Source organism: Achromobacter sp. FW305-C-13, from assembly GCF_058783475.1.
Window position 1 is genome coordinate 49151 of record NZ_JBYSYN010000003.1, and the last position, 25571, is coordinate 74721.

The 25571-nt window shown below is 65.3% G+C and carries 20 protein-coding genes, 2 tRNA genes and 1 pseudogene; 14 read left to right on the plus strand and 9 right to left on the minus strand.

Annotated elements, in window-relative coordinates; genetic code table 11:
- Positions 1-169: 169 nt before the first annotated feature.
- The 6 genes from AC3WMU_RS19190 to AC3WMU_RS19215 all read left to right on the plus strand — a co-directional run bounded on the left by AC3WMU_RS19190 (position 170) and on the right by AC3WMU_RS19215 (position 8059).
- A complete protein-coding gene (locus tag AC3WMU_RS19190; RefSeq protein ID WP_315138065.1) occupies positions 170-2395 on the plus strand; it encodes a glycoside hydrolase family 31 protein in 2226 nt (741 codons plus the stop codon).
- Between the two features lie 225 nt (positions 2396-2620).
- Positions 2621-3709: a methionine ABC transporter ATP-binding protein gene (locus tag AC3WMU_RS19195; RefSeq protein WP_006226290.1), complete on the plus strand. Its 1089-nt coding sequence runs from the start codon at positions 2621-2623 to the stop codon at positions 3707-3709.
- Positions 3666-4319 carry a methionine ABC transporter permease gene (locus AC3WMU_RS19200; RefSeq protein WP_492282830.1) on the plus strand — a complete coding sequence of 218 codons (654 nt, stop codon included), beginning with the start codon at positions 3666-3668 and terminating at the stop codon, positions 4317-4319. The genes AC3WMU_RS19195 and AC3WMU_RS19200 overlap by 44 nt, the downstream gene beginning before the upstream one ends.
- Positions 4320-4375: 56 nt before the next feature.
- Positions 4376-5173 (plus strand): MetQ/NlpA family ABC transporter substrate-binding protein, encoded by a 798-nt coding sequence (locus AC3WMU_RS19205; protein ID WP_006226292.1) that lies wholly within the window; start codon positions 4376-4378, stop codon positions 5171-5173.
- A gap of 137 nt (positions 5174-5310) precedes the next feature.
- Positions 5311-5386 (plus strand) — tRNA-Lys (locus tag AC3WMU_RS19210).
- A 195-nt stretch (positions 5387-5581) separates the two neighbouring features.
- The gene (locus tag AC3WMU_RS19215) at positions 5582-8059 is read left to right on the plus strand and encodes a heavy metal translocating P-type ATPase (protein WP_492282831.1); all 2478 of its coding nucleotides are present in this window, start codon (positions 5582-5584) and stop codon (positions 8057-8059) included.
- 49 nt (positions 8060-8108) lie between these two features.
- Here AC3WMU_RS19215 and AC3WMU_RS19220 read toward each other — a convergent pair whose 3' ends face one another.
- From AC3WMU_RS19220 to AC3WMU_RS19240, 5 genes are all read right to left on the minus strand, one after another.
- Positions 8109-8396 (minus strand): ClpX C4-type zinc finger protein, encoded by a 288-nt coding sequence (locus AC3WMU_RS19220; RefSeq protein WP_006226294.1) that lies wholly within the window; start codon positions 8394-8396, stop codon positions 8109-8111.
- 150 nt (positions 8397-8546) lie between these two features.
- The gene (locus AC3WMU_RS19225; protein WP_424625280.1) at positions 8547-10163 is read right to left on the minus strand and encodes a methyl-accepting chemotaxis protein; all 1617 of its coding nucleotides are present in this window, start codon (positions 10161-10163) and stop codon (positions 8547-8549) included.
- A 188-nt stretch (positions 10164-10351) separates the two neighbouring features.
- On the minus strand, positions 10352-11281 hold the full coding sequence (locus AC3WMU_RS19230) for a LysR family transcriptional regulator (protein WP_424625281.1): 930 nt from the start codon (positions 11279-11281) through the stop codon (positions 10352-10354).
- Positions 11282-11686: 405 nt separating this feature from the next.
- On the minus strand, positions 11687-12106 hold the full coding sequence (locus tag AC3WMU_RS19235) for a hypothetical protein (RefSeq protein WP_006226297.1): 420 nt from the start codon (positions 12104-12106) through the stop codon (positions 11687-11689).
- On the minus strand, positions 12103-12543 hold the full coding sequence (locus AC3WMU_RS19240) for a transcriptional repressor (protein WP_006226298.1): 441 nt from the start codon (positions 12541-12543) through the stop codon (positions 12103-12105). The genes AC3WMU_RS19235 and AC3WMU_RS19240 overlap by 4 nt, the downstream gene beginning before the upstream one ends.
- A gap of 108 nt (positions 12544-12651) precedes the next feature.
- On the opposite strand from AC3WMU_RS19240, the gene AC3WMU_RS19245 reads away from it, so the two are divergent.
- Positions 12652-13428 carry a helix-turn-helix transcriptional regulator gene (locus AC3WMU_RS19245; RefSeq protein ID WP_006226299.1) on the plus strand — a complete coding sequence of 259 codons (777 nt, stop codon included), beginning with the start codon at positions 12652-12654 and terminating at the stop codon, positions 13426-13428.
- A gap of 144 nt (positions 13429-13572) precedes the next feature.
- Positions 13573-14286: pseudogene (locus tag AC3WMU_RS19250) on the plus strand (alpha/beta hydrolase); the annotation flags it as partial.
- 116 nt (positions 14287-14402) lie between these two features.
- Here AC3WMU_RS19250 and AC3WMU_RS19255 read toward each other — a convergent pair.
- Positions 14403-14864 carry a YkgJ family cysteine cluster protein gene (locus AC3WMU_RS19255; protein WP_088587645.1) on the minus strand — a complete coding sequence of 154 codons (462 nt, stop codon included), beginning with the start codon at positions 14862-14864 and terminating at the stop codon, positions 14403-14405.
- 137 nt (positions 14865-15001) lie between these two features.
- Between AC3WMU_RS19255 and AC3WMU_RS19260 the strand changes: the two genes are divergently transcribed.
- Complete coding sequence (locus AC3WMU_RS19260) at positions 15002-15637, plus strand: DNA-3-methyladenine glycosylase I (protein WP_492282832.1); 636 nt, start codon at positions 15002-15004, stop codon at positions 15635-15637.
- Here AC3WMU_RS19260 and AC3WMU_RS19265 read toward each other — a convergent pair.
- A complete protein-coding gene (locus AC3WMU_RS19265; protein ID WP_492282833.1) occupies positions 15591-17546 on the minus strand; it encodes an LTA synthase family protein in 1956 nt (651 codons plus the stop codon). The genes AC3WMU_RS19260 and AC3WMU_RS19265 overlap by 47 nt on opposite strands.
- Positions 17547-17903: 357 nt before the next feature.
- Between AC3WMU_RS19265 and AC3WMU_RS19270 the strand changes: the two genes are divergently transcribed.
- On the plus strand, positions 17904-19988 hold the full coding sequence (locus tag AC3WMU_RS19270) for an AsmA family protein (protein ID WP_424625282.1): 2085 nt from the start codon (positions 17904-17906) through the stop codon (positions 19986-19988).
- Between the two features lie 55 nt (positions 19989-20043).
- Here AC3WMU_RS19270 and AC3WMU_RS19275 read toward each other — a convergent pair whose 3' ends face one another.
- A complete protein-coding gene (locus AC3WMU_RS19275; protein ID WP_006226305.1) occupies positions 20044-21639 on the minus strand; it encodes a sensor domain-containing diguanylate cyclase in 1596 nt (531 codons plus the stop codon).
- Between the two features lie 11 nt (positions 21640-21650).
- Positions 21651-22295, minus strand: a complete 645-nt coding sequence (locus tag AC3WMU_RS19280) for a TetR/AcrR family transcriptional regulator (RefSeq protein ID WP_006226306.1) — start codon at positions 22293-22295, stop codon at positions 21651-21653.
- A gap of 115 nt (positions 22296-22410) precedes the next feature.
- On the opposite strand from AC3WMU_RS19280, the gene AC3WMU_RS19285 reads away from it, so the two are divergent.
- From AC3WMU_RS19285 to AC3WMU_RS19300, 4 genes are all read left to right on the plus strand, one after another.
- The gene (locus AC3WMU_RS19285) at positions 22411-23157 is read left to right on the plus strand and encodes an SDR family oxidoreductase (RefSeq protein ID WP_424625283.1); all 747 of its coding nucleotides are present in this window, start codon (positions 22411-22413) and stop codon (positions 23155-23157) included.
- Between the two features lie 164 nt (positions 23158-23321).
- A tRNA-Lys gene (locus tag AC3WMU_RS19290) sits at positions 23322-23397 on the plus strand.
- A 124-nt stretch (positions 23398-23521) separates the two neighbouring features.
- Positions 23522-24349: an SMI1/KNR4 family protein gene (locus tag AC3WMU_RS19295; RefSeq protein WP_492282834.1), complete on the plus strand. Its 828-nt coding sequence runs from the start codon at positions 23522-23524 to the stop codon at positions 24347-24349.
- A gap of 202 nt (positions 24350-24551) precedes the next feature.
- Positions 24552-25553: a ligase-associated DNA damage response exonuclease gene (locus AC3WMU_RS19300; RefSeq protein ID WP_006226309.1), complete on the plus strand. Its 1002-nt coding sequence runs from the start codon at positions 24552-24554 to the stop codon at positions 25551-25553.
- The last annotated feature ends 18 nt before the right edge of the window (positions 25554-25571 follow it).

A 25571-nucleotide genomic window follows, 5' to 3' on the forward strand; every position in this document is an offset into this window, starting at 1 on the left:
GCGTTTCGGCAGCGCACGGGCGTGTAGACCGATAGGCGCTGGCCGAGGGCTTTATGCCCCTTTTTTGGATGAGATCGCCTTCCAAAAGAGGGACCGAGTTTATTTCAAAGCTCAAATCCGTCAAAATAGCGTCTTTTGATGGTTTTTGGCTTAAGCCGGGGGATGCTCTGTGCCGCCCAAGTTCGACTTTGCCCATACTACCCAGCTCGATAATGTCGAGCTGCTGACGTCCCGCCCCAGTCGTTTCGATTTCGATGCGGGCGATGGGTTGCACCTGGTAGTCGAGGCGCATGCGCCTGGTGTTTTTCGCCTGCGCTGCGGCGAGGCGAACCACCTGAATGAAGATAAGCCCAGCGCGCGTGCGCGCGCCGTGGCGGAGATGCTGCTCGCGCGCCAAGAGGCCGTGGGCGAAGCCGCCATTGCCCCTCGCGAAGGCGGGGATGGCTGGCGCATTACCCAGGGCGACGTCGCCCTGGAGATCCAATCCAACCCCGTGCGTGTGGCGCTCTACCGCAACGAGGAACGGGTGTTCGAGTCCGAGGTTTCCGCGCATACGCCCGCATTTGGGCATAACGCGCTGGACCAGGACGATGACGCGGTCTGGTCTGCGGGGTTCACCCTGCAGGCGGATGATCGCGTCTTCGGCCTGGGCGAAACCCCGGGCGACTTGAACCGCCGCGAGGAATCGGTCGTTTCCGATGACCCTGAGCACCGTGCCTTGCCATTGGCATGGAGCCCGCGCGGCTGGGGCGTCTACGTGAACACCATGCGCCGCGTCGAGCACGCGGTGGGCGTCGCGCCCGCGGAATCGGCCTACGTGCTGACCGTGGACGATGCCGTGCTGGACGTGTTCCTGTTCGCCGGCGAACCCGCGGAAATCCTGAACCAGTACACCGCGCTGACCGGCCGAGCCGGCCAGCCCGTGCTGTGGGCGATGGGCGCGTGGCTGCAACAGGCGGCGGGCGAAATGCCGACGCAGACGGTGGCCCTGGTTGCCCGCATGCGTGAAAACCAGATCCCGGTGGATGCCGTGACCCTGGCGCAGCCTGCCGCTTGGGGCTTCCAGGCGGACAAGGCCGTTTTCGAATGGGACGCCCAGCGCTTCCCGGACGCCAAGCAGATGCTGGCGCTCTTCCACAAGCACAACGTGCACGTGTCGGCCTCCGGTTTCCCCGGCGTGCTGAAGACCAGCCCGCTGTTCGAAGAACTGGAAGACCGCGGCTGGCTGCTGGCCAAGGATGACGGTTCGGCCCAGGTGTTCGACGGCAACGCCGCCACCTCCGGCCAGCCTTATGGCTTGCTGGACCTGACCTATCGCGACATCTACAACCAGTGGGTCGAGCGTCATCGCCAATTGGTCGAAGACGGCCTGGACGCGCCCGCGTGCGACGCCCAGATCGCCATCCCCGACGGCGTGACCGCCCGCAACGGCGAAACCGGCCCGGCTCTGCGCAGCATGTATCCGCTGCTGGTGCGCCGCGCGCTGTTCGACGCTGTTGCCGGCCTGAAGGTGCCGCCGGAAGGCGTGGTGCCCAGCTCCGACCTGTTCCCCGCCGCCCAGCGCTTGCCGTGGCAAGTGGGGCCGCAGGTGGAAAACACCTGGGATGGCTTGCGCCATACCCTGCGTACCGCCTTGTCGATCGGCGCCAGCGGCGTGCCGGTGCAAGTGCATGGCATCGGTTCGGGCTCGCGCGACCGCTCGGGCATGACGTCCGAGCTGTACCTGCGCTGGCTGACGGTGGGCGTTTTCTCGGCGAACTTCTCGTTCCAGGGCGTTGAAGGCCTGATGCCTTGGGACTTCGGCGAAGAAACGCTGGCCCAGGCCAAGACGTGGATGCAATGGCGCTACCGCCTGGTGCCCTATGTGCTGGGCGCCATCGAGGATTCGGCGCGCACTGGTCTGCCGGTGCAGCGTTCCATGGCCCTGTCGTTCCCGAACGATCCGCATGCCCATGAATGGGACCTGCAATACCTGTTGGGCCCGGCCCTGCTGGTGGCGCCGGTGACCGAACCCGGCAAGCAGGTACGCGTGTACCTGCCCAAGGGCGAGGCCTGGTGGGACCTGAACACGGGGCATCGCTACGAAGGCGGCACCACCTGGACGATCGACTGCGAACTGGGCCAGTTCCCGGTTTTCGGCCGCGAAGGGCACATGCTCTGTCTGGGACCGGCCGCGCAGCATACGGGCGAGTTCAACTCGGCCCGCATTCTGGACGAAGTCTGGATGTTCGGCATGCCGGTGCATAACCCGGTCGTCATGCGCAACAAGATCCGCGTGATGCAGATGCAAGGCTCCAGCTACATCAAAGGGCTGGAAGGGCTGCGCATTTCGCCGTCCGAAGGCCTTGAGGTCAAGCGCCGGGGCGCGGAAGTCCGCATTTCCCGCGCTCGTTGACAGTAGCGTGGCCGGTTCGCCGGCCACCGCGACAAAAGGGCAGTCAGGAAGGCTTTCCTTCCTGACTGCCCTTTACGCCTTCTGTCCGGCACCGATTGCAGGATTCGAGATAGGCCCTGTGGGCCCGCCCTCGGGCGGCCACGGCGTTCTATATTACTTATAGTTATAGAAAATGGAAAAAACGGTCGTTCTCTTTAGAAGAGAAAAGATACAAAATCGCTTGCCATGATCCACATCGAGAACCTATCCAAGACCTATGCCACGCCGCATGGAGAATTCCAGGCGCTGCGAGGCATCAACCTGCATATTGCGCAGGGTGAGGTCTTCGGCATCATCGGCCCCAGCGGGGCCGGTAAAAGCACGCTGGTCCAGTGCATCAATTTGCTGGAACGTCCCAACCAAGGCACGATCGCCATCGGTGGGCAGCAACTGACCGGCCTGAATGAAGCGCAACTGCGTGAGCAGCGGCGCCGCATCGGCATGGTGTTCCAGGGCTTCAACCTGCTGTCGCGCCGTACCGTCTACGGCAACGTCGCCTTGCCGCTGGAAATCGCCGGCGTTGCCAAGGCCGAGATCCCGGCCCGCGTCGAACGCCTGCTGGCGCTGGTGGGCCTGGAGCATCTGCGCGACCGCTATCCCAGCCAGATCAGCGGCGGCCAGAAGCAGCGCGTGGGCATTGCGCGCGCGCTGGCCAACAACCCGGACGTGCTGCTCAGCGATGAAGCCACGTCCGCGCTGGATCCGGAAACCACGCACAACATCCTGGCGCTGCTGCGCGACATCAACCGCAAGACCGGCGTGACCGTCGTCATGATCACGCACCAGATGGAAGTCGTGCGCGAGGTCTGCGACCGCGTTGCCGTCCTGTCGCAAGGCGAAGTGGTGGAAGTGGGCAGCACGCGTGAAGTGTTCGCGCAGCCGCGTCACGACGTCACGCGCGGCATGGTGTCGGCCGCTACCGCGTCCGACCTGACCGACGCCACGCTGGCCGCCGCGAAAGAACGCATCGCCGCGCTGGCCGCCGCCAAGCCGGGTCAGGCCGTACGCCTGCTGCGCCTGTCGTTGACCGGCACGGACGCGTCGGGATCGTTCCTGTCGGACCTGTCCAAGCAGTACTCGCTGGACGTCGGCCTGGTGCAGGCCCGCGTCGAAGACATCCAGGGCGTGGCCGTGGGCACGATGTTCGTGCTGGCTCAGGGCGCGCCCGCCGCGGTCAAGGACGCGATTGCCGCGTTGACCGCCCGTGACATCACCGTTGAAGAAATAGCTCATGAGTCCGCAACTGATCGATCTGCTTATTACGTCGCTGCTTGACACCCTGCTGATGGTGGGTGTGGCCAGCGCCATCGCGGTGGTTATCGGCATTCCGCTGGGCGTGACGCTGGCCGTGACCGCGCGCGGCAACATGCTGGAGAACCAGCCCGTCAACCACGTGCTGGGCGCCATCATCAACGCCACGCGCTCGGTGCCGTTCGTGATCCTGATGGTTGCGATCATCCCGTTCACCCGCCTGGTGGCACAGACCTCCATCGGCACCACGGCCGCCATCGTGCCGCTGTCGGTGGCCGCCATCCCGTTCATGGCCCGCATCGCCGAGAACGCCATGCGCGAAGTGGATCCGGGGCTGATCACCGCCGCGCGCGCCATGGGCGCATCGCCGATGCAGATCATCCTGAAGGTGCTGCTGCCCGAGGCCTTGCCCGGCCTGATCGCCGCCACCATCGTCACGGTCGTCAGCCTGATCGGCTATTCGGCGATGGCCGGCGCCATCGGCGGCGGCGGCCTGGGCGACCTGGCCATCCGCTACGGGTATCAACGTTTCCAATCGGACGTCATGGCCGCGGTCGTGATCGTGCTGATCGTATTGGTCCAGGCGATCCAAAGCCTTGGCGACCGCTTCGTGCGCCGCATGTCGCATCGCTGATCGCAATAGCGCCTATTCATTCTTCTCTCTACATCCGTTATTCGGGATATCGCAACATGAGCATCAAGGTTTTGAAGTCGCTGGCCGCGTTCGCCCTGGGCGCCGCCGTTTTTGCCCAGCCCGCGCTGGCCCAGGACAAGCCGCTGAAGGTTGGCGTCACCGCCGGCCCGCACGCCCAGATCTTTGATGTGGTCAAGGCCGAAGCCGCCAAGCAGGGCCTGAATATCCAGATCATCGAATTCACCGACTACGTGCAGCCCAACGTGGCGCTGGCCTCGGGCGACCTGGACCTCAACAGCTATCAGCACCAGCCCTATCTGGACAACGCCAACGCCGACCGCGGCTACAAGCTGGTCAGCATCGCCAAGACCGTGATTTTCCCGATCGGCATCTACAGCAAGAAGATCAAGTCGCTGGCCGATCTGAAAGACGGCGCCCGCATCGCGCTGCCGAACGATCCGACCAATGGCGGCCGTGCCCTGCTGCTGCTGCAAGCCAATGGCTTGATCAAGCTGCGTCCGGAAGCCGGCCTGAAGGCGACCCCGATCGACGTCGTCGAGAACAAGAAGAAGCTGCGCTTCATCGAGCTGGACGCCGCCCAACTGCCGCGTTCGCTGGACGACACCGACGCCTCGGCCATCAACACCAACTTCGCGCTGGAAGCCGGCCTGAACCCGACCAAGGACGCAATCGCCCAGGAGTCGCCGGATTCGCCGTACGCCAACGTGCTGGTCGTGCGTGAGAAGGACAAGGACCGTCCCGAGTTCGCCAAGCTGATCAGCGTCTATCACAGCCCGGCCGTGAAGCAGTTCATCGAGACCAAGTACAAGGGCGCCGTGGTGGCCGCCTGGTAAGTCCAGCGTCATCTGCCCGGAAGAACGGCCGCCCAGCGCGGCCGTTTTTCATGGGCGGCAAGCGAGTGGTCATGGCAGCTTGCCGCCAAACTTTTTGACAAGACCAAAAAAATCCGCCATAATTTCTGGCTTCGGTCGGGCTGATAGCTCAGTCGGTAGAGCAGCGGACTTTTAATCCGTTGGTCGCGAGTTCGAGTCTCGCTCAGCCCACCACCCCTGCCTTTTTACGAAGGTAGAAAGAGAATCAAGCACCAGCGAGCGATCGCGGTGCTTTTTTTTCGTCTGTACGAAGCGAAGCTGCAGCGAAATCGGGAGCAGCTGCCTGCGCGTTAAGGGCTTGACCTTCACATCATTGGAACCTTTATCTTGGTCTGCATCTGAAGGGAAATCCCAGTTAAAGGAGCAGTGATGAGCGCCACAGCAGACAGCACCGCGATCAGTCTTCCGATCGAAGGCATGACGTGCGCCTCGTGCGTTGGCCGCGTCGAGAAAGCCTTGAAAGCCGTGCCGGGCGTCCACAAGGCCAGCGTCAACCTGGCCACCGAACGCGCCGATATCACGTTTGACGGGATGCCGAACGTCGTAGCGGCTGTCCAGGCTGTTCAGAAGGCCGGTTATGCCGTCGCCGAGAACACCATCGAGCTGTCGGTGTCAGGAATGACGTGCGCCTCGTGCGTCGGCCGGGTCGAAAAGGCTCTGAAGGCCGTGCCGGGCGTCAGCGCCGCAACCGTCAACCTGGCCACCGAGCGTGCGCAGGTGACCGCCACCGGCGGCACGTCGCCGACCGCGCTGATACAGGCGGTGGCCAAGGCGGGGTACGAGGCAAAAGTCCTTTCCGGCGAATCCACCGATACGGATGCGGTCGCCGAACGCCAGGCCGCCGAGCTGAAATCGCTCAAGCGCGCGCTGACGATCGCCGCGGTCTTCGCGTTGCCCGTGTTCATCATGGAAATGGGCGCGCATCTGGTTCCGGCGTTCCACCACGTCATCGCCGAAAGCATCGGCACGCAGAACAGCTGGTACATCCAGTTTGTGCTGGCAAGCATCGTCCTGTTCGGGCCCGGCCTGCGCTTCTTCCAGAAAGGCATCCCGGCGCTGCTGCGCGGCGCGCCTGACATGAATTCGCTGGTGGCGGTGGGCACGTCCGCCGCGTATGCCTATTCGGTGGTCGCGACCTTCGCGGCCGGGCTCCTGCCTGCCGGCACGGTCAATGTCTATTTCGAAGCCGCCGCGGTGATCGTGGCGCTGATCCTGCTTGGGCGCTATCTCGAGGCCCGAGCCAAGGGCAACACCTCCGAGGCCATCAAGCGTTTGCTGGGCCTGCAGGCCAAGACGGCGCGCGTCGTCCGCGACGGCGCCACGATTGAGCTTGCCATCGAAGACGTCGTCGCGGGCGACCTGATCGAAGTCCGCCCCGGCGAACGCGTTCCCGTGGACGGCGAGGTGGTGGAAGGCAGCAGCTTCATCGACGAATCCATGATCAGCGGCGAACCCGTTCCCGTAGAGAAAAGCCCGGGCGCGGAAGTCGTCGGCGGCACGGTCAATCAGAATGGCGCGCTGACGTTCCGCGCCACCAAGGTCGGCAACGACACCGTGCTGGCGCAGATCATCCGCATGGTCGAGCAGGCGCAGGGCTCCAAGCTGCCGATCCAGGCCATGGTGGACCGCATCACGATGTGGTTCGTGCCGGCCGTCATGGCGGCGGCGGTGGCGACCTTCATCATCTGGCTCACCTTCGGGCCCGAGCCTGCGCTGACGTTCGCGCTGGTCAATGCGGTGGCCGTGCTGATCATTGCCTGCCCCTGCGCCATGGGCCTGGCCACGCCGACCTCCATCATGGTGGGCACCGGGCGCGCGGCGCAGATGGGCGTGCTGTTCCGCAAGGGCGAAGCCTTGCAGTCCCTCAAGGACGCCAAGGTGGTGGCGGTGGACAAGACCGGCACGCTGACCAAGGGCCGCCCCGAACTCACGGACCTTATCGTCGCCTCCGGCTTTGAGCGGTCTGCCGTATTGGGCAAGGTGGCGACGGTGGAGGCGAAATCTGAGCACCCCATCGCGCAGGCGATTGTCGACGCCGCCCGGGCGCAAGGCATTTCCCTGGGTGCCATCGAGCAATTCCAGTCGATCACCGGTTTCGGCGTCAGCGCTCGCGTGGACGGTGACCTGGTCGAGATCGGTGCCGACCGCTACATGCGGGACCTGGGCCTGGATGTCGCCATGTTCGGCCAGGACGCAGCGCGCCTTGGCGACGAGGGCAAGACGCCCCTGTATGCCGCGGTCAATGGACGGCTGGCTGCCATGATCGCCGTGGCCGACCCGATCAAGGAAACAACGGCCGCCGCGATCCGGGCGCTGCACGACCTGGGCCTGAAGGTCGCCATGATCACCGGCGACAACCGGCGCACGGGCGAGGCGATTGCCCGCCAGCTTGGCATCGACGAGGTGATCGCGGAAGTGCTGCCTGACGGCAAGGTCGCTGCCGTGCAGCGCCTGAAGCAGCAGTACGGTCCCCTTGCCTACGTGGGCGACGGCATCAATGATGCGCCGGCGCTGGCCGAAGCCGATGTGGGCCTGGCGATCGGCACCGGCACGGACATTGCTATCGAGGCGGCGGACGTGGTGCTGATGTCTGGCGACCTGGGGGGAGTGCCCAACGCCATCGCCTTGTCCAAGGCCACCATCCGCAACATCAAACAGAACCTGTTCTGGGCGTTCGCTTACAACGTGGCCTTGATTCCCGTCGCGGCCGGCCTGCTGTACCCCGTCAACGGCAGCCTGCTGTCACCCGTGTTCGCAGCCGGCGCCATGGCGCTGTCCAGCGTCTTTGTCCTGAGCAACGCGCTGCGCCTGCGCCGCTTCGTGGCTCCGTTCGCCGTCAAGGCCTGAGGCCTGCCGGGCGTCGAGCGTGGGGGAGGCTCCCCCGCGCTTTCCTCACCTAAGACAAGGTCCGGGTGGCCGCGCCCGACAGGTCATGCAGGCTCAGCCCGCAACCGCGGGCGCGCTCTGCGAGGGATTCGCTCTGCGCCAGCGCCCGCCGGCTTTCTTCCAAAAGCACGTCTAGTTGCTCCTGTAATGTGGCGGCCATGAGCCAGGCCCTTTCCGCGAACAACTCGGCGAACTGGTCCACGCAGGGCTTGCAGATGGCGGCGCCGTTCTTGTCCAGCAGCGGCACGCCTTGGGCCAGCGTGGATTGGCAAAACGTACAGGCGAGTGCGCAGTTCATACGTAGGGCGGCTCATCGTCGGGTGGGCGGGCGGCGCCGCAATAAACGGCGCCTTGCCCCTAGACAACGGCCTGGCGGGCCAACTCTTAAGCCGGCGCAAATCCCTAGGACAAAGCGAGTCGGCCGAACGGATGAGCCAGCCGGCGACGCTTACGCCGCATAGGCGGGCCGCAGGGCCACCGGGGCGGGTTCTGCCGTCATGTCGATGATGGTTTCGGCGGGTACCTTGAAGAAGGCTGCGGTGGCGGCCAGGCGCTTGGCCTGATCCTCCAGCGAGGCCGCGGCCGCGGCGGCCTGCTCGACCAACGCGGCATTTTGCTGCGTCACGTCGTCCATCTGCGTGACGGCACGGTTGATCTGGTCGATGCCGATGGACTGTTCGGTGGACGCCTCGGTGATCTCGGCCATGATCTGGGTCACGCGCTGCACCGAGGTCACGATTTCCTGCATGGTCTCGCCGGCCTCGCGCACCTGCGCGGCGCCGCTGTCCACGTTGTGGGTGGATTGCTCGATCAGATCTTTCACTTCGCGGGCGGCTTGCGCGCTGCGTTGCGCCAGCGAACGCACCTCGCCTGCCACGACGGCGAAGCCCTTGCCCTGTTCGCCCGCACGGGCGGCCTCCACCGCGGCGTTCAGTGCCAGGATGTTGGTCTGGAAGGCAATGCCGTCGATCACCGAAACGATCTCGGCGATGCGGCGCGAGCTGTCCGAGATGCGCGTCATGGTCTGGACGACCTGGTCGACGGCCTGGCCGCCGCGCAGCGCCACGCCGCGGCTTTCGGCCGCGAGCCCGTTGGCCTGGTGGGCGTGTTCGGTGTTCTGCTTCACGGCCGTGGCCAGCTCTTCCATGCTGGCCGCAGTTTCTTCCAGGGAGGCGGCCTGTTCTTCGGTGCGCGAGGACAAGTTGGTGTTGCCCGACGAGATCTCGGCAGCGCCGGTGTTGATCTCGTTCACGCTGCGGCGCACTTCGGCGACGGTGCGGGTCAGGCTGTCCTGCATGCGCTTGAGCGCCGCGAACAGCACGCCGATCTCGTTATGCGCGCCGACGGCCACGCGTTGGGTCAGGTCGCCCGAGGCGATGCGGTCGAAGTGCAGCGCGGCGTCTTTCAGTGGCAAGAGCACCTGACGGCTGATGAAGCGCCAGCATCCGGCTGCCAGGACGACCGCCAGGACCAGCATGATGATCGTGGCCAATTCCGCCAGGTTGTAGCGCTGGTCGGACGCTTCGTTGATCTGGGCGGCGCGCCGTTCAGTGTGCGCCAGGAAGGCGACGACCCGTTCTTCGAAGCGGGTGTCGGCCGCGCGGGCTTCGGCGACGGCGGTAACGTAGTTTTCCGCGGATTGCTTTTGCAGGGCCTCGCCCAGCGCATCGATGCTGCGCACATAGGCGTTGAAAATGCCGTCCAGGTCAGCGGTCAATTTACGCGCCGCCTCCGTGACTTTGGGCACGCGCTGGAACGTGGCGTAGCGTTGGCGGGCGTCGGCCAGAAACTTGCCGGCCTGGTCCACGCTGGCTTGCGCTTGCGCGCCACGGCCGGCTTCCACATCCAGGTAGGCGGCCACCAGCGTGATGCGGGTGCGCAGCAGTAGCACCTGGGTTTCGTAGAGCGGGCGGGTCTGTTCGGTGGCGACGCGGTTCAGGTCGTCGACGGCGTCGTCGGCCGCGCGGGCGAACACCCAGCCCATGCTGGTGGCGCCGGCCAGGGCCAGCACGAAAAGGACCAGGACGGCGAGCAGTCCGGTTCGGATTTTCAGGTTCTTAAGCATGCGCACGGCTCCTGCATAAGGCGGCCGGCGGGCCGGCAGCCAAGATCTAGTGGTAAACCCGTGGCAAATGTAAGTTTGAATTACATTTTTAACAATTGATCATTTTTCACTGGGACATTCTGGTTTCGGCAACGCCACGGCGGCCGTGTGCAGACAGGGCGGCCTGGGCCGGCGGCAGGCGCGCGCGGTCAGAACAGGGGAGAAGCGTCGCTGCGGATGAAGCGCAGGAACCGTTGGGCGGCGTCCGGCAAGGGCCGGGAGACATGCGTCTGGACCTGGATCTGCCCGCCGTTGAGCAGCGCGTCGTTCATCGGGCGGCAGACCAGCCGGCCCGAATCCAGGTGCTCGGCCGCCGACAGGCGCGCGCACAAGGTCACGGCGTTTCCGGTCAGCAGATAGTTGTAGACCGCCTCGGGGTGGTTGGACGTGAACGCGGGCGACAGGGTGGTGTTGTACAGGCTGGAGGCCATGTCCAGCACCCGGCGCAAGGCGCTGCCGCCTTCGGGCAGGGCCAGGGGATATGCCGACAGTTGGGTCAGGACGAGCGGCGACGTTGACGGCAGGACGCCGTCGCTAGCCAGCGGGTGGCCGGGCCGCATCACGGCGACGATCTCGGCCGGGCGCGCAACGATCACGGCAATGTCCTTTTCTGCCGCATGGCTATAGGTGAAGCCGATGTCCGCCTGTGCGGAGCGCACGCGTTCCGTGACCAGGCCGGCATCCAGGATGGTCAGGTTAAAGCGCACGGAAGGGTGCTCGGCCTGGAAGGCGGCGAATTTGCGCGGCAGTGCCTGGGCCGCGAAGCCGTGGGCGCCGGCGACCTTCACCGTCTGGGTAAAGCGGCCGTTCTGCCCGCCGATTTCGGCGTAGGTGCGTGCCGCGTCCGCTTCCACTCGGCGTGCATGATCCGCCAGGATGCGGCCCACTTCCGTCACGCGCATGCCCTTGGGATGGCGTTCGAACAGCTGGTTTTGCAAGCGTTGTTCCAGGCCGGCGATCTGTCGGCTGACGGCGGAACTGACCACATTCAGGCGTGCCGCCGCGCCATTGACGGACCCGGTGTCGACGACGGTCAGGAAATAACGAAGCGCGGTGCTATCGAATTGGAATCGCTTCATTGATGTGAATGCCGTAAATCTCAATGTCGAGTCCAGGCGGTTGGCAGCCGCAAAAATAGCGCGCGAGGTGGCAGTGGGATAGCCGCCCGCCACGGCGTCTTGTGAACGCGCAGGCCAACAGGTACGGACCAGGGAAGCGATGGCGGGTTGCGCCATGGATAGGCCGACAAGCGTCATCCGGAGAGTCCGGCGCGCCAGGACGCCAGCCCCGACGTGGCGGGACGGGCCGATGTGCCAGGGGTGGAATTTATTCCAGCTCCACCTTTTGCCACAATCGCAAATTTATCAATATTGCATTCTAATTTCGGCAATCGCGGCCGGCCTTGGCTTGATGCCGTTGCGGGCAAGCCTCGGAAATGCAAAACGCGCCCGAAGGCGCGTGCAGGAGTAGAAGGCGGGGGCGGCTTAGTCCACGACGAAACCACCCGGGCCGCTATGGCCCAGCAGCTCGCGTGCGCATTGAATCGCTTCACCAGGCGTTGCCACCGCCAGGAACGGCATGCCGAACGCGCGGGCCATTTTCTCGCCCTGCTTGCGGACCTTGTCCAGCGCATCCGTGTCGCGTTCGACCGCGATGAAAGCCCGGCAACGCGCCCTGAGCCGCGGCATGTTGGTGGTCTGCCATTCGATCATGGCCTTGCGATCTTCGTGGCCGGCTTCCTGGCGCATGTCGGGCACGACCATGACGAACGTCTGCGGGTTGTCCACCAGCAATTCCATTTCGCGAATCCAGCTGGTCGAATAGCCCTTGGGTGCACCGCCGTGCTTGGCGGTGACGATGGGGAATTGGGACAGGTCGTGGAAGAAAAACTGATCGCGGTTCATTCGAATTCTCCGTTGGGGTGGGCAGGCGCGCCGGGCTTGCAGCCGCAGCCGCCATAGAGCACCAGACTGTAGGAATCCAGCGCGAAGCCGCTGCGCTTGGCGATCTTCCTGACCAATTGCGCCATGGCGGGATCGCTGGATTCCAGGATCTGCCCGCAATGCGTGCAGACCATGTGGTCGTGGTGCCCCTTGTCGTTGAGCTCGAACACGGTGGTGTGCGCGTCGAGCTGAGTACGTTTGAGTAGGCCGGCGTCCTCAAGTTGCGTAATGACGCGATAAACCGTCGCCAGGCCGATGCTGCTGTGGTCCGAGATGAGGCTGCGGTAGACGTCTGCCGCGCTCATGTGCTGATTGGCCTGCTGATAAAAGATGTCCAGGATCTTCAGCCGGGGGAAGGTGGCTTTGATGCCGGCGTCGCGCAGCCGCGTGGTGTCCATGTGGTTTCTCCGTTCGGGGGGCTGATGCCCGACTGATGAGAATGATGTACATTTTCAACTGAACCCGCTAACGGGAACCCGTCAACCTGTAGCTCAAACCTGCCAACCATGCTTCATGTGGCTATCGCCGACCCGCTTCCCGACGTGCTGCTGACTCCGTTCAGCGTGCAGGGGCGACGCGAGTCCAAAGGCATTGCCGTGCCCTCGCATGTCCATGCCGAGGGCATGCTGGTGCTGGTGCACGAGGGGCTGGTGGTCGTGCAGGCCGGGACCGAGGTCTGGACGGTGATGCCGGGCAGCCTGGGCTGGATCCCGCCGGGCACGCCGCACGGCGCGCGCTGGTTCGGCGATGCGCGCGGTTCGTTCCTGTATGTGCGGCGCGACGTGTGCGACCGCCTGCCGGCGCACTGCCGTTCCTGGCCGTCGTCCAAGCTGATCGAGGCCCTGATCGACCGCTTCACCAGCAACCAGGACGGCGGGGTGTCGGGCGCCTATCAGGCGCAGCTGTTCGAGGTGCTGCTGCAAGAGCTCAAGCACCGCGAACACGCGCCCCAATTGCTGCCCATGCCGGTTGACGCACGCCTGCAGGACCTGGCCAATACCTTGCTGGATACGCCGGACGATACCGCCGGCATCGATGAATGGGCGCAGCGGCTGAACATGTCTTCACGCACGCTGATGCGCCGCTTCCGGCAGGAAACCGGCGTGACGCTAGGGCAATGGCGCCAGCAGGCCCGGTTGCTGCGCGCGCTGGAAATGCTGAGCCGCGGCGGCTCGGTGACCGAAGCCGCGCTGTCGGTCGGCTACGAAAGCACCAGCGCGTTTATCGGCAGCTTTCGCAGCGCCTTCGGCATGACGCCGACGCGCTACCTGGCGGACCGCTGACCGCGCGGGGCCGCGGCCTTCCGCCTTTACGCATCTTCACGTTTCTCCGACATTTTTGCGGATCTTCATTCGCGCCCTGTCCCTAGTATGGCGTCAGGGGTGGGCGGCTGCGTTCGTCCACCCATGATGTTTTTGGGGTGAGAAATGAATGACCTTTCGAGGCCGCATCGCACCGGTGCGCTGCTTATCCATGGGTTGGGCGGTACGGAGTTCGATATGGGCGCGCTGCACAAGGTGCTGGCGCGCGCGGGCGTGGAAACGCACGGCGTGACCCTGCCCGGCCACGCCGGACAGCCCGAAGACCTGCTGGATGTGCGGGTAGAGGACTGGATGGCCGTGGTGACCCAGCGCTATCGCGAGCTTTGTGGGCAATACGAGGTGGTGCACGTGATTGGCATGTGCCTGGGGGCGCTGCTGGCCGTGGAATTGTGCAAGCGGGAATCGCACACGCGTGGCGCGCTGGTGGTGCTGTCGGCACCCGTGTTCCTGGATGGCTGGAGCACGCCCTGGTATCGCGGCCTGCGGTATCTGCTGTACCACGTGCCGGGCGTGCCGCGCCGTATCCGGGTGCAGGAAGAAGACCCCTACGGCGTGAAAAGCGAGCTGGTGCGCGCGTTCATCAAGGCGGGCTTCGCGCGCGGCGACGGCTTTCATTACCAGTGGGTGCCGTTGGCCTGCGTACGGCAGGTCGACCGCCTGCGCGGCATGGTCCAGAAAGGGCTTGAGCATCTGGATTGCCCGACCCTGATCATGCATGCGGAAGAAGACGAGCTGACCAGTCCGCGGTCCGCCCGCTTCCTGGGTTCCCGCATCCCTGGCGCCACGGTGGTGATGTTGCAAGACAGCTATCACATGATCTGCGTCGACCACGAGCGTGACCGCGTCATGCGCGACGTGCTGGCCTTCCTGGGCAGGGACCCCGATCTGGTGCGGGTGCGCAAGCGGCCGGCGGCCGCCGATGCGGGTGTGCCGGCTCAGGCCGCGGCGGGCTGGTCCGGCAGCAGCGGACCTTGCGGGTCGTTTTCCGCATCCGGTCGCGGCGGCACCGGCGGCAAGCCCAGCCCCATGCGCAGACGCTGGCAATCGGGATTGGGCGAGCCGTCCGGCATCCAGATGTCGAATTCGCGGCACGGGGTGGGGCGGTTTTCGTAGATGGCGCAGTGGATGCCCGGCTGGCCGAGTTCGCCGCGCAACGAGATGCAGCGGCCGCCGCCCATCTCAGTGCCCTTCATACAGGCGCGCAGCGGGCTCATCTGGGTGACCAGTTCCACGGGGACGTGGCCGCCGTTTTCGCCCGCCAGTTCGCCGCAATAGAACGACACCCTGAAGTGGGAGCAACAGGCTCCGCAATCGAGGCAGGGGTTGGCGTCCGGTTTGTCACCGGCCAGCACGGCGGGTGAAACGAACGTCAGGACAGCGGTCTCTAGCAGGGACATGGAGGTGCGCGCGGACACGGCTGGCGCGGGATCTGGGGCGCAAATAGTAGCGGGATTCGGACTGCGGCCGCTACGACTTTTTTCGGGGACGTTGCTGCGGTAGCATCGGTGGCCTGATTGCCGCCTGGAGCGATGCCTTGAACGCTAAAACCGAATATCCTGACGGCCTGGCCCGCTGCGGCTGGGTGGATACGTCCGCCGAATACATGGCCTATCACGACAACGAATGGGGCCGTCCGCAAGGCGATGACCGCGCCTTGTTCGAACAGCTTTGCCTGGAAGGTTTCCAGTCGGGCCTCAGTTGGCGCACCATCCTGAACAAGCGCCAGGCGTTCCGGCGCGGCTTCGCGGATTTCGATCCGGCCAAGATGGCGCGCTTCGGTGAAAAGCAGGTCGCCGCCTTGCTGGCCGACGCCGGCATCGTGCGGCATCGCGGCAAGATCGAAGCGGTGATCAACAACGCGGCACGCGCGTTGGAAATGATCGAAAAGGAGGGCTCGCTTGCGGCGTTCTTCTGGCGCTTCGAAGCGCCGGCCGGCGCGCCGTCCACCTTGGGCGCGTCAACCTCCGAGCAATCCGTGGCCTTGTCCAAGGCGCTGAAGAAGCTGGGCTGGAAGTTCGTGGGGCCCACCACCGTCTACGCGTTCATGCAGTCGGTGGGCATGGTGAACGATCACAGCCCCGGGTGCCATTGCCACGCGCCCAGCGAAAAAGCGCGCAGGGAATTCAGGCGGCCGGCGGTCCGGCGGCCGGCGGACCGGCGGCCGGCGTAGCGGCGGGCGCGGCGGCTTGCTCGGGCACGTGGCCCGGCAGGCTGTAGCGGCCTTCGCGGTAGGCCCAACTGGGCCACAGCGCGTGCGCCAGCGCCTCTGTCGCCAGCGCCGGGTCCAGCGCCACCGGCGCGTAGTCTTCCGGCGCGGTATAGCGGTACTGCACGGGCGTCTTGTTGGGCGCCAGTACCAGCAGATCGTTTTCCTTCAGATAACCGTAGGTGCTGTCGTACTGCATGATGGCGCGCCCCGGTGTGCTGCGCGTCAGGTCGTGGCCGATCATCGGGTGCTCGGTGTCCACGCCGATGAGCGACAACAGGGTGGGCGGCAGGTCGATCTGGCTGATCAGGCGGTCGTCGCGGCGCGCTTCGATACCAGCGCCCAGGATCACGGCCGGGATGTGGAAGTGGCGCACGGGCACCAGGCTGGCGCCGAACACACGGGAATCGTGGTCGGCCGCCACCAGGAAGACGGTGTTTTCCCAATAAGGCGACGCCTTGGCGCGTTCGAAGAAGCGGCCCAGGGCCCAGTCGGCGTAGCGCACGGTGTTTTCGACGGTGGCCGGGTTGCCTTCAGTCTGGATGCGGCCGGCGGGGTATTCCCACGGTGAATGGTTCGATACGCTGAAGGCCAGCGTGAAGGTGGGCTGGTCGGCGTCTTCCCGCAGCAAGCGATCCAGCTGGTTGAACATGTCTTCGTCCGACGCGCCCCAGGTGCCCACGAAGGCCGGGTCCACGAAGTCGGCACGGTCGACGATCTGCTTGAAACCGTTGCCCAGGAAAAAGCCCTTCATGTTGTCGAAGTGCGATTCGCCGCCATAGATGAAGCGCGAATGGTAGCCGTGGCGGCCCAGCAGATCAGCTAGCGAGAAGAAGCCGCGTTGCGAGCGGGGCAGTTTCAGCACGGCTTGCGCGGGGGTGGGCAGAAAACCCGTGACTACCGCTTCCAACCCGCGCACCGAGCGGGTGCCGGTGGCGTAGGCGCGCGTGAAGGCCCACGATTCCCGCGCCAGCGCGTCCAGCTCCGGCGTGAGGTCGGCGCCGCCCAAGCCCGCGCTGTACTGCGCGCCCAGGCTTTCTTCCAGGATGATCACCAGGTTGAGCGGACGCGGCGTCTTGCGCGTGGCGGGCTGGCGATGCAGGCTGGGGTAGTCGGGGTTGGAGGGCGGGTTGGGCAGTTGGGCCTGCGCCAGCACCAGATCGTGCATCTTGGCGTCGTCCATGCCGCCGTATACGTCCGATGCCGACTTCTCGTTCTTCATGCTGTAGATGGCGTAGAACACGTTGTAAAGCGAGTTCAGGGCTAGCGTGTTGAGCATGCCATCGGAGCAGTAGGCGACCGAGGACGGGTTAATGGGGCGGTGGCCCAGCGTGCCGCGTATGGCCAGGATGACGATGGCCAGGATGGCCACGCTGGCAAGCGGCATCTGCCACCAGGTCAATTGCGCATCGGGCTGGGCATGGCCGAACAGTCCGAATGCGCCCCAGCCAATCACCGCCAGCCCGCCCAAGCCGCCCAGCAGCGCCAGCTTGTAGCCGCGCCAAAGCATGCCGGAGACTTCGCGCGGATGCTTCAGGTATTCCACGAACAGCCGGTTGGGCCGGGAGTCGTATTCCAGGATGAAAGGGGGCGAGGCGACTTCCAGGAAGGCCAGCAGGATGAACGCGACCAGATACCAGTAGCCGGCGATGGTCGCGGCGATGGGGAAGTGCCCCAGCAGGGGCGACAGCACCGCGGGCAACGCGGCCAACACGGCGATCTGGTGCGCGTCGATGCGCAGGCCGCCCAGCAGCAGCGGAAACAGGCCGCCAGCGTTACGCACGCGCTGCCATTGCCATGCGGCCAGCGCCAGGCGGCTGAGCGTCAGCAGCGCAAACGCCGCCACCACGAAAATCAAGGTTGAATGCCGCATCGGGCCTCCAGGTTGTTCTGCTATCCGACCCGAGGGGGCGGAATCAATCGTCCGCGCATTGGAGCAGGGCGCGCGTCGAAAATTCAGTGAGGTACTGCCTTCCGGTCACTTTCCCGGGGTCACAGCCATTTCGTTTTGTAACTGCCTGGCGCCAGGCCGGGAACACGGCGTGCTGCGCAAACCCGCAGGCGGCGATGTGTCGCCGTAAGGCGAAGGCCGGCCGGACGTTTCGCGGGCGGAAAGATCCGCACACATTATGGGGCCGGTTGGCTTAACCCTTGCGGTGCGCCGCGATACCCTTACCGGTAACAGAGGGCCGGCGGTCGGAGGCCGGCCACAACGCCAAGGATAATAACCATGACGCGCACAAGAAAAATAGCGATCGGGATTGTAGGGGGTCTGGCCCTCGTCGTGCTCGTGTTGGGAGTGGTCATCGCGACTTTCGACTGGAACCGGGCCAAACCCATGATCAACGAGCGCGCCAGCGCCGCCATCGGTCGACCGTTCGCCATCAATGGCGACCTGAGCGTCAAATGGGAGCGCGAGCCCGACGAAGGCGGCTGGCGGGCCTGGGTGCCGTGGCCGCACGTCATCGCCAACGATATCTCGGTGGGCAACGCGCCGTGGGCGAAAGCGCCTTACTTCGCCACGCTCAAGCGCGGCGAGTTCAGCCTGGCGCCGCTGCCCCTCTTGCGCCAGCGGGTGGTCATTCGCCGGATCCAGCTGACCGAGCCCGCCGCCGACCTGGAGCGGCTGGCCGATGGCCGCGCCAACTGGGTCTTTACCTTGCCCGAGACCGGCGAGCCCTCTCCGTGGGTGCTGGACATCAACGAAATCGGATTCGACAAGGGCCGGGTGGGGCTGGTCGACGAGATACTCAAGGCCGACCTGACTGTGCTGGTGGACCCGCTGGGCAAACCCGTGCCCTTCGCGGATGTGGCCGGCTCCGCCTTCGTGCCCGCGGACGGTGCGGCGCCCGCACCCCGCGACTACGTGTTCGGCTGGAAGGTGGACGGCAAGTTCAAGGGGCTGGCCACCAAGGGCGAAGGCAAGGTGGGCGGGATGCTGGCCTTGCAGGATGCCAAGCAGCCCTTTCCGGTGCAGGCGGACGTGGCGATCGGGGGTACCAAGGCGTCGGTGACGGGGACCTTGACCGATCCGGCCAACCTGGGCGCGCTCGACCTGCGGCTGAAACTGTCCGGCGCCTCGATGGCGCAGCTGTATCCGCTGACGGGCGTGACCTTGCCCGATACGCCGCCTTACTCCACCGACGGGCATCTGGTCGCCAAGCTGAACAACCCCGGCGGCGCCGTGTTCGACTACAAGGATTTCAACGGCAAGGTGGGCAACAGCGACCTGCATGGCGACATCACCTTCGCCTTGGGGGCGCCACGGCCCAAACTCACCGGCAAGCTCTCGTCGAAGCAACTGCGCATGGTCGACCTGGGGCCGCTGATCGGCGTGCCCGCGGGCGGCACGGCGGCGGCGCCCGCCGACCGCGCCAAGGATGCGCCCGCCAAGCCCAAGGGCGGCAAGGTGCTGCCGACGCAGGCTTTCCGCACCGACCGCTGGCGCGACATGGATGCCGACGTCTCGCTGGACGCGGGGCGCATCGTGCATGACAGCAAGCTGCCGCTGTCGGACCTGACGGTGCACGTGGTGCTGCAAGACGGCAAGCTGACGCTGGACCCGTTCCGTTTTGGCATTGCCGGCGGCAACATCAACGGCACCATCAAGCTGGACGGCGCCAACGAAGCGCTGACCGGGCGCGTCGATCTGCAGGCGCGCCGTCTGCGCTTGAAGCAATTGTTCCCCGCGACGGAAGCCATGCAGAAGACGCTGGGCGAATTGAACGGCGACCTGGCGATCAGCGGCACCGGCAATTCGGTCGCGGCGTTGCTGGGCTCGGCGACGGGCGACGTGAAGATGCTGGTCAACGACGGCGTCATCAGCCGCAGCCTGATGGAGATCGCCGGCTTGAATGTGGGCAACTACGTCATGTCCAAGCTGTTCGGCGACGACGAGGTGAAGATCAATTGCGGCGCCGCCGACCTTGCCATGAAGAACGGCGTGATGACGCCGCGCGTGTTCGTGTTCGATACCGAGAACGCGCTGATCAGCATCACCGGCACCGCCGATTTCAAGAACGAAACGATGGACATGGACATCACGCCGGACAGCAAGGGCTTCCGCATCTTCTCGTTGCGCTCGCCGCTGTACGTGCGCGGCACCTTTGGCTCGCCAGACGTGGGCGTGCATGTGTTGCCGCTGGCCGCGCGCGGCGCAGGCATGGTGGCATTGGGCGTGCTGTTGACGCCGGCGGCCGGTTTGCTGGCGCTGATCGCGCCCAGCACCACCGATGAAAACGCCTGCGGCCCGCTACTGGAACAGATGCGCAAACCGCCCAAGGCGCCTGCGCCCGCCGCGCCGAAGGGGAAATAGCCGCACGCCGGGCGCAGGCGTCTGCAGGGTCAACCCGGCAGATTAGCCCCGAAGGTCAGCCCGGCGATACGCGGCGCGAGCCGTCACGCGTGTCGTCGTCGGCGACGCACACGGTGTTGCGGCCATGGTTCTTGGCGTAGTACAGCGCCTGGTCCGCGCGTTGCAAGACGGCGTCCAGCGTGGCGCCGTGATCGGGGTAGCGCGCCACGCCCACCGATGCGGTGATGGGCGAACTGATGGCGCCCGGCGCGGGCTGCGCCGCCAACCGCTGGCGCAGGCGTTCGGCTGCCGAGACGGCTGCCGCCAGCGATGCGCCGGGCATCAGGATGACGAATTCTTCTCCGCCGGAGCGCGCCAGCGTGTCACCGCTGCGCGAGCCTTCGCTCATCAGCGTGGCCAGGGCTTGGAGGGCGCGGTCGCCGGCCGTGTGGCCATAGCGGTCGTTGATGGCCTTGAAGTGGTCCACGTCCAGGACCATCAGCGCTACCGGAGATTCGTCGGCTTGCAGCATCGCCAGCGCCTCGTCCAGGCCGCGTCGATTCAGCAGGCCCGTCAGCGTGTCGGTCGTGGTTTCGCGGCGCAGGTCGCGGATCTTGTGGTGGATCGACGCCAACCCCATCAGCAGCGCGCGCTTGAGCTGCGCCGCCTCGAAATACCAGGACCGCACATTGCGGATGCGGGCCGCCGAATCCGGATCCTGCATGTGCCGCGCGATGCCCGCCAGTTCACCCAGCGGGCGCGCGATCCAGCGCGACAGCAGCCAGATCAAGATCACCGACAGCAACAGCAACGGCAGGGCATTGCGGGCGGTGGCCATGAGCAGGTCGCTCAAGGGTTGCAAGGTGCTGTCCACCGGACGCTGCGCAATGATGCTCCACCCGGTGCTGGGCACCGGCGCATAGCCCGCCAGCATCTCGCGGCCCAGGCTGTCCGTGAAGCGCCGTTCTCCCGTCTCGCCGCGCCGGGCCGCGGCGAAGGCTTCGTCGTCGGGCGCCTTGTGCCCCAGCCGGCTGCGGTCGGGGTGAAAGATCAGCGTGCCATTGCGGTCCACCACATACAGGAAGGAATCGTCGCGGTAGAAATGCTGGCCCAGCAGGCGGTCCAGCACATTGTCTTCATGTAGGTACAAGGTGCCCGCGATATAGCCAAGATAGCGATAGTCGTGGGAGAAGATGGGGTACGAATACAGAATCAGCCAACGGCCGGTGCTGGTCTGATAGGGCTCGCTGATGATCGGTTGCTTGGTTCGGATGGCGGTCTTGGAGGCGTCGCTCGTCAACTGCTGGCCCAGCAATTCCGGATAGGCGGAGGACACGGCAATCACCTTGCCCTGTGGCGACACCACCACGCTGGAATTGAAGTGCCCCAGCTGTTCCTGCTGGCGCCGCGTTTCTTCCGCCATCAGCGCGGGCCGCGTTTCCATGTCGGCCAGCACGTCAGCGCTGTAGGCCAGATACCGCCTTACGTCGTTCAGGAAGGTATCGGTGGTCGAGGCCAGCTTCGAGGCATAGACGCGGTTAACCTCCAGCGCGTTGTGCAGCAACAGGTCGCGCTGCACCAGATAACTGGCGTGCAGGCCGCCGGCCAGCACCAGAACGACCGACAGCAGGCTGATCCACAGGATCAGGCGCCGAAGGTCGATGCGGAACATGGCCGACTCCGTCAGGATCGGGCGGGGCCCGGCGGCACGCCGGAAGGGGGCATGGCCCCAGTCAGCGCGTCCCAGGCGCACATGGCCTGACGCGCCACCGCTTGCAAAGTCTTGCGGGTGGCGCCGTCGCGCGCCTGGATGGACATGCCGTGCAGTACGGTCGTGTAGAAGGCCGCGAGGCTCTTCGTGTCGGCGCCGGCAGGCAGCTCGCCTTGCCCGACGCCCGCGTTCAGTCGGGCCAGGATGCGGCCTTGCATCTCGCGGCGGTTGTCGCACAGGAAGCCGCCGACGCTGGCGTGGTTGACGCTGCCCGACGGCGCGCCCAGCACGATCATGCAGCCAGGCGGCAGGCCGGGCGCGGTGAAGCGTTCGGCGGCGGCAAGCAACATGGACTGGATGCCGCCGCGGGCGGTGGGCGCGTCTTGCAGCGCGCGCCGGGACGATCCGCCTTCCGTTTCACGGTAGAGCTCGACCGCTTCACGAAATAGTCCTTCTTTTGAGCCGAATGCCCCATAAAGGCTGGGCGAGTTAATGCCCATCGCTTCCGTCAGATCGGTTAGCGATGCTCCTTCATATCCCTTCGACCAGAAGACTTCCATGGCCTTTTGCAAGGCCTGGGCCCGGTCGAAGTTCCGGGGGCGCCCACGTTCTGCCATGGGGCGATTTTACTCGCGACCGATATTTTGTGTTGATCGATAAAAAAATGATTGACGAGCGTGACATGGCCCGGCGATGATATTTGTACTGATCACTACAAATTAAGGAAGAACGATGGGCAACCTGACTGGAAAAGTGGCTTTCGTGACGGGCGGCAGCCGTGGCATCGGCGCGGCCATCGTGCGGCGCCTGGCGGCCGACGGCGCCAACGTGGCGTTCACCTATGTCAGCGCGTCGTCTGCGGACGCCGCGCAGGCGCTCGCCAAGGAACTGGCCGTGGACGGGCGCCGGGCGCGCGCCATCCAGGCCGATTCCGAAGACGCGCTGGCTGTGCGGCAGGCGGTGGAAGCGGCCATCACGGAGCTGGGTCCGGTGGACGTGCTGGTCAACAACGCTGGGATTTTTGTCGCCGGCCTGATCGGCGACACCAGCCTGGACGACTACGAGCGCACGATGGATATCAACGTGCGTGCGCCTTTCGTCGCGATCCGTACGGCACAGGCATCGATGCCCGACGGCGGGCGCATCATCAATATTGGCAGCTGCCTGGCCACGCGCGCCGGCCGCGCCGGCGTGGCCCTGTACTCCGCCAGCAAGTCCGCGCTGACCGGCCTGACGCAGGGCCTGGCGCGCGACCTGGGCACGCGCGGCATCACGGTCAACGTGGTGCACCCCGGCCCGATCAACACCGACATGAATCCGGCGGACGGCGAACGCGCGGGCGAACTGGTGGCCGTGCTGTCCTTGCCGCACTATGGCGAAACGCGCGACATCGCCGGGATGGTGGCCTTCCTGGCGGGCCCTGAGGGCCGCTACATCACGGGCGCGAGCCTGGCGGTGGACGGCGGCTACGCCGCTTGATATCGCACGTCAGAAAAGTTTTTTCGCACACGACTTGCACAAACCAAAAAACCTACATATAATCTTGCTTCTTCGCACTACACACATAACGGAACGCAGACAGCAGCAACGCACCGGCAACGGTAAAGAGCAGCTGAAAACGAATCGGAACTGAGTGGATTGCAGGGCTGTTAGCTCAGTTGGTAGAGCAGCGGACTCTTAATCCGTAGGTCGAGTGTTCGAGCCACTCACAGCCCACCAGAATTCAAAAACGCCTTAGCCGCCCAGCGACTAAGGCGTTTTTTCATTGGCGCGCCGTTTGAGCATGTCCTAACGATTCAAGCGCCAGACGCGACTCATACGCCCGACGCGTGTGGGCAAGCGCGTGAGATTGGCCGCCCCATATCTGCGGGTAAAGTGGACACCTCCACTCCGACTCACGCCCGGCATGCCAACGACCTTTGACGACGTTTACCTGATCACCCCGAAACAAGTGCTCGCTCGCTCGGACGAGGTCGACGCGCTGGAGGCCTGGCTGGGGGCGGAGCTGCCCTCCGGGTATCGCCAATTCGTCACCACGCTTGGCCAAGGCACCTATTGCGGTCGCTTGATGGTGCTGATGCCGTCGCAGATTCAGGCCGACTGCGAATCCGAACGCGCTTTTGTCCGGGAATACTTCGACGATTTCTGGGGCGAAGGCAGTTCGCTCTCGATGCAGGATGCGGCGCAGGGCGTGCCGTTTGCCGCTACGGTAGACGGCGACAAGATCTTCTACAGCATCGTTCGCCGCCAACTCTTCGTGTTGCCTCGGCACGGCCTCCACGTCCTCTGGATGCCGCAAGGCCTGGTCGACCCGCTGGATTGGGGCCTGCCAGTGCTTGAAGGTGCCTGGCGCTACTTTGATTCGCACATCGACCGCAGCATTGTCGAGTTGTTTTCGTCGGGCGCTTTTCAGCTTTCCGACATCGCAGCGCGAATCTGCCGGCGGTGGCCGCCCGCGCATCGGATCGATGCGGCATGGGGCTCCCGCTTGTTTCTGCCGGACCTCCGTGGCGCGGCACAGCTGACTCAAGCCCCCGGCGATACACGCGTCGGCGTGCGTCTGGAGTTTGACGACGCCGTGGCCAAGCACGTGGCGCCTTTCATCGCAGACCTGACGGATGAGGGCTTCCGGGTGACGGCTTCAGTGCGCAGTCAAAGCGCCGGGTCCTGATCACCCGCCGCACATCTTCGACCGGACTACCACGGCACGACGGACAGCGCCACCGACAAGACGACCACCAGCACAACAAGCGTCAGAATGTGATTGGTTCGCATATTTCCCTTTAGAGTATCGTGAAGCGTATCGAAGCCGCGGCGGCGTTCGCCGCGTTGCCTGTTCGTTGAGACAGCAAGATTTGTGCCCGGGGAGAGTCATGCGCGACGTTGTGCAATTGCGTCCTGAAGGCCTGTACTGTCCGGCCGGCCAGTTCTACATCGACCCGTGGCGGCCGGTGGCCACCGCTGTGCTGACCCATGGACATGGCGATCACGCCAGGGTGGGAATGGGCTGCTATCACACCAGTGCCGAAGGCCTGCCGATCCTGCAATGGCGATTGGGCGAGCAGGACTATCGCGTGCACGCCTACGGCCAGCCGTTCACGCTGGGCAATGCCCGTGTATCGCTGCATCCGGCCGGGCACGTCCTGGGTTCCGCACAAGTACGCATCGAGGCGGACGGCCAGACCTGGGTCGTGTCGGGGGACTACAAGCGTCAGCCGGACCCTACCTGCAGCCCATTTGAAGTCGTGCCCTGCGACACCTTCATCACCGAAGCCACGTTCGGGCTGCCGATCTATCGCTGGCCCAGCGCGGCGGACGTCGCCCGCGACATCGTGCAATGGCGAGATCTGTGCGCCGCGCGCGGCGAGGCCGCCATTCTGTATTGCTACGCGCTGGGCAAGGCGCAGCGCGTCCTGGCCGAGCTCAAGCCCTTCATCGACCGGCCTGTCTACGTGCATGGCGCCATCGCGGCCGGCGTGGACGTGTATCGGCAGGCGGGCATCGACATGGCCGACACGCGGCTGGTGATCGATGCCGACGGCAAGTCGCAGGCGGCGGCCGGCTTTGCGGGGGAGTTGGTCATTGCCCCGCCGTCGGCCGCGGGCAGCGCGTGGTTGCGGCGTTTTCGCCGCGCGCAGCAAGGCTTCGCGTCGGGCTGGATGCGGCTGCGCGGCAACCGCCGCCGCCGCAATATGGACCGTGGTTTTGTGGTGTCCGACCATGCGGACTGGCCGGATCTGCTGCGCACCATCCATGACACCGGCGCGCGCCGCGTCATCGCCACGCATGGCGACACGGACGCGCTGGTGCGCACGCTGAACGAAGCGGGCGTGGCGGCTGAAACGCTGGCCACGCAGTATGGCGAAGACGACTAGACATCGGAGGCGTACCCG